This is a genomic window from Nodosilinea sp. LEGE 07298 (assembly GCF_015207265.1).
Taxonomy (GTDB): Bacteria; Cyanobacteriota; Cyanobacteriia; order Phormidesmidales; family Phormidesmidaceae; genus Nodosilinea.
On sequence record NZ_JADEXE010000453.1, the window covers coordinates 1 to 3,785 of the forward strand.

General features: G+C 59.9%; 6 protein-coding genes. 5 read left to right on the plus strand and 1 reads right to left on the minus strand.

Annotated elements, in window-relative coordinates; genetic code table 11:
- The 5 genes from IQ273_RS31515 to IQ273_RS31535 all read left to right on the plus strand — a co-directional run.
- A partial coding sequence (locus tag IQ273_RS31515) for a YeeE/YedE family protein (protein ID WP_194027032.1) occupies window positions 1–182 on the plus strand: 182 nt, incomplete at its 5' end.
- A gap of 21 nt (window positions 183–203) precedes the next feature.
- Window positions 204–653: a YeeE/YedE family protein gene (locus IQ273_RS31520; RefSeq protein ID WP_194027033.1), complete on the plus strand. Its 450-nt coding sequence runs from the start codon at window positions 204–206 to the stop codon at window positions 651–653.
- 74 nt (window positions 654–727) lie between these two features.
- Window positions 728–1,291 (plus strand): hypothetical protein, encoded by a 564-nt coding sequence (locus IQ273_RS31525; RefSeq protein WP_194027034.1) that lies wholly within the window; start codon window positions 728–730, stop codon window positions 1,289–1,291.
- Between the two features lie 309 nt (window positions 1,292–1,600).
- The gene (locus IQ273_RS31530) at window positions 1,601–2,860 is read left to right on the plus strand and encodes an amidohydrolase family protein (RefSeq protein WP_194027035.1); all 1,260 of its coding nucleotides are present in this window, start codon (window positions 1,601–1,603) and stop codon (window positions 2,858–2,860) included.
- 106 nt (window positions 2,861–2,966) lie between these two features.
- A complete protein-coding gene (locus tag IQ273_RS31535) occupies window positions 2,967–3,476 on the plus strand; it encodes a hypothetical protein (protein ID WP_194027036.1) in 510 nt (169 codons plus the stop codon).
- A gap of 58 nt (window positions 3,477–3,534) precedes the next feature.
- On the opposite strand, the gene IQ273_RS31540 is transcribed toward IQ273_RS31535, so the two are convergent.
- On the minus strand, window positions 3,535–3,785 hold a 251-nt coding region (locus IQ273_RS31540; RefSeq protein ID WP_397199118.1), incomplete at its 5' end, for an MnhB domain-containing protein.

Here is a 3,785-nt window from a genome sequence, read left to right on the forward strand (position 1 = left end):
TCATGATTGTGGCGGGTCTACTGGTGGGCTTTGGCACCCGCCTGGGCAACGGCTGCACCAGCGGCCACGGCGTCTGCGGGCTGGGGCGGCTGTCGGTGCGATCGCTGGTTGCGGTCCTCACCTTTATGACCACTGGCGTGGTTACGGTGTTCATTACCCGGCACCTGCTGGGCTGGGTTTAGAGAACTTGAGGAGATCGATCAATGACGACGCAGAGTGCAACTAAGCAAAACACCCTAGCCCAAAAACTAGTGGCCCTTACGGCTGGGCTACTGTTTGGCCTGGGGCTGGGCTTTTCGCAAATGATTGACCCTCAGCGGGTGATTGGGTTTCTCGATCTAGCAGGCCATTGGGACCCCACCCTGGCCTTTGTAATGGGCGGTGCGGTGCTGGTTACGCTGATTAGCTTTAGATTTATTCTCAAGCGGCCTACCCCAGTGCTAGGCCACAAATTCTTTGTGCCCAATCGTAACGATATCGATCGCCCGCTGCTGCTGGGGGCTGCCCTGTTTGGCATTGGCTGGGGGCTGGGCGGATATTGTCCGGGGCCTGCGATCGCCGCTCTAGGCCTGGGGTCGGCCAACCCGGTGCTGTTTCTGGCGGCGATGATTGCAGGGTCGTTAGCCGCCAAAGCCCTCAACCGTTCGGTCTAGCTCTGGCCCAGATGGGTGCTGCGACCGCCCAAAAATTCGCTACCCTATACAGTCGTGTAGCGTGGGCAGCAAAAATGGCAGCGATGGGGAGTGTGGGCAAGATTGCGGTGGGGTTAACTCTGGGGGTTGCTCTGATCAGTGGGGGGCTGGGGCAGGCGATGGCAAAGGCCCCGATGCCTGCCGCCCCGGCTGCGGCAGAGGCAGATTCCCTCGACAGCCGCCTAAAACAATCGCGAGCGCAGAGCTACCGCTACGCCATGCTGGCCGGTTACTCGGCTGCCGAGCGCCAAGACTACAACACAGCGCTGATCAACTTTCGTCGCGCCCTGGCGGCTCGACCGGGCGATCGCTACGCCACCGCCGCCATTCGCAATATGGAAACCTACCTGGCCCGAGAGCGGGCCGAGGCCGCCAAGCTGGCCGAAATTGAGCAGCGCCAAGCAACCCTGGCTGAGGCGGTGGCCGCCAGCGACTGGGCCTGCGCTGCCGCCTCAGTCGATCGCCTGGTGGTGCTGATACCGCCCGCCTCAGCCGATCGCGCTCGTCTGATTGCTTACCGGGGCGAACTCACCGGCTTTATTCAGTCGCGGGCAAATTTAGATCAGTGGTCGACGGTGTGCCCTGGGGGCCAGACCTAAGGGAACGGGCAATTGTTAAGGGGTTAGGAGGGTGTACGGTTCATGGTGTACGGTTCACGGTAGGTCTCGAACCTGGAAACTTGATGCAAAATCCGAATCGCATAACCCCGATTCTAATCAGACGGATTGCGTAGGGGCCAACGGTGTTTGCCCAGCCCAACCGGGGCTAGCCAAGCCGGATTGGGTATGAAGCCTTGAACCTTGGGCTGTTAGGTCTGTCACCATTAGACCGGTCAAGTCTTAGGTTTGGCATTTTCAGCTTCAATCTCGGGTTATTCTGCTGAGAAGCTCGGCCTTATAGCATCCCCCATGCCGCCTGATTTGCAGATTATCAACGCTCGCCTGCCCGATCGAGACGGGTTGTGGAACCTGGTTTTGAGCCAGGGAAAAATTGCTGCGATCGCCCCCGCCGCCAGTCCCGATCCGACCGCCGACTTCAGCAACACGCTTAACGCCAACGCCAGTCTCCTCATCCCTGGCCTGGTGGATGGGCATATTCACCTCGACAAAGCCCTGCTGCTCGATCGCCGCCCGGCCCACACCGGCACCTTTGCCGAGGCCATGGCCGAAACCCTCAGCCTCAAGCAGGGCTTTACGGAGGCCGATATTCAAGCTCGCGCCCGCCAGGTGCTCGATCGCGCGATTGGCTTTGGCATTACCGCCATGCGTAGCCATGTCGAAGTTGACCCCACTGCCGGACTGCGATCGCTGGAAGCGCTGCTGCCCCTGCGTCAGGAGTATCGCTGGGGCATTACGCTACAGCTAGTGGTATTTGCCCAAGAGGGCATTACCCAACAGCCCGAAACCCTGCCGCTGCTGCGCCAGGCCATGGCCTTGGGCGGCGATGCGATCGGCTCGGCCCCCTACGTCGACCCCGACCCCAAAGCCAATGTGCGGCACATCTTCGATATCGCCCAGGAGTATGACTGCGATGTCGATTTCCACCTCGACTTTTTAGACGATGATGAACCCCTGCTGCTGCCCTTTGTAATTGCTGAAACCCAGCGTCGAGGCTGGCAGGGGCGAGTTTGCCTGGGGCACATGACCAAGCTGGCTGGGCTGCCCCCGGAGCAATTGGCTGACCTGGCCGCTGCCCTGCGAGAAACCCAGATTTCGATTCTGGCCCTGCCCGCCTCCGACCTGTACATGATGAGCCGCCAGGAAACCTACAACCAGCGTCGGGGGGTCGCTCCTCTGCATCGACTGGCCGAGCAGGGGGTCAACGTGGGGGTCGCCACCAACAACATTCTCAATTTGTTTACGCCCTTTGGCGACGGCGATGTGCTCAAAATTTGCACCCTGCTGGCTCAGGTGCTACAGCTGGGCACCACCGCCAGCCATCGGCTCTGCTTGGCAATGGCTACCACCCAGGCAGCCCGCGCCATTGGCATAGCTGATTATGGACTAACGATTGGAAGCCAGGCCGATCTGGTGCTGCTGAAGGCTACTTCAGTAGCGGAGGCCGTGGGGGCTGCCCCTGCCGATCGCACAGTGATCAAAGCAGGGCAGGTCGTTGCTCAAACTCGGCTAGATCGGCAGATATTTGCCCCAGGGCCGGTGATGGTCTGAGGATTAGGAGCAATGCTCAAAGACTCGCCTAAGGGACGAACGCCCACAAGGCATAATATCAAGTGGGTCTACACCTACCGTTCGTTTTGCCCCTTCGTCATTTGCAATGAATTACCTGGTCGCCGTTTTAGAAAACCGCATCAAAGCTGAAGAAGCCTACAGCGCCCTGGAGCAGGCCAGCCTGCCCAAAGAGAATTTCGATATTTTGGGCAAAGGCTTTAAAACCGCCGATGAGTATGGCCTAATCGACCCCGCCAACCAGGCCTGGAAGCAAATTCGCATGATGCTGCTGTGGCTGGTGCCCTTTGGGTTTGCAGCCGGGTTTGTGTTCAACAACATTACCGGGCTCGATACCTTTGAGTTTGCGGGGCGACTTGGCAACCAAATCATCGGCGGGCTGCTGGGGGCCGGTTCTGCGGCCATGGGAGCATTTTTTATCGGCGGCGGGGTGGGCATTGCGGTCGGTAGCGGCGACGCGCTGTCGTATCGCAATCGGCTTGATGACGGCAAGTTTTTGGTCGTGGTGCGGGGCTCTGAAGCCATAGTGCGCCAGGCTACCCCAATCTTGCGCCAGTTTCGCCCCGAAAATATTCAGGGCTACTCAGGCAACGAGTAGCCCCCGTCCTTGGTGAGATCTCAAAGCGTTGCTGGTGCTTTGATGGGCCGTAGGTTTTCTACAGCAGCCCCCGGTAGCGAATGAAGAGTAGCGTGATCGCCCACGAACCCAGGGCCACCTTGAGCGCCACCAGCATATTCAGCAGCGGTATCACGCCGCCGCTGAGCAGCGTACCAAACTGGCCGGGGGGGAGTTCCACCCCCACCAGGGTCAGCACCGCCAGCACAATAAAAATCAGCACCGAGACCTTTTCCCAGGCGGCGGCCCGCCAGCGCTCGTAGATCGCCTGCATCCACTCGGGCGAGGCGG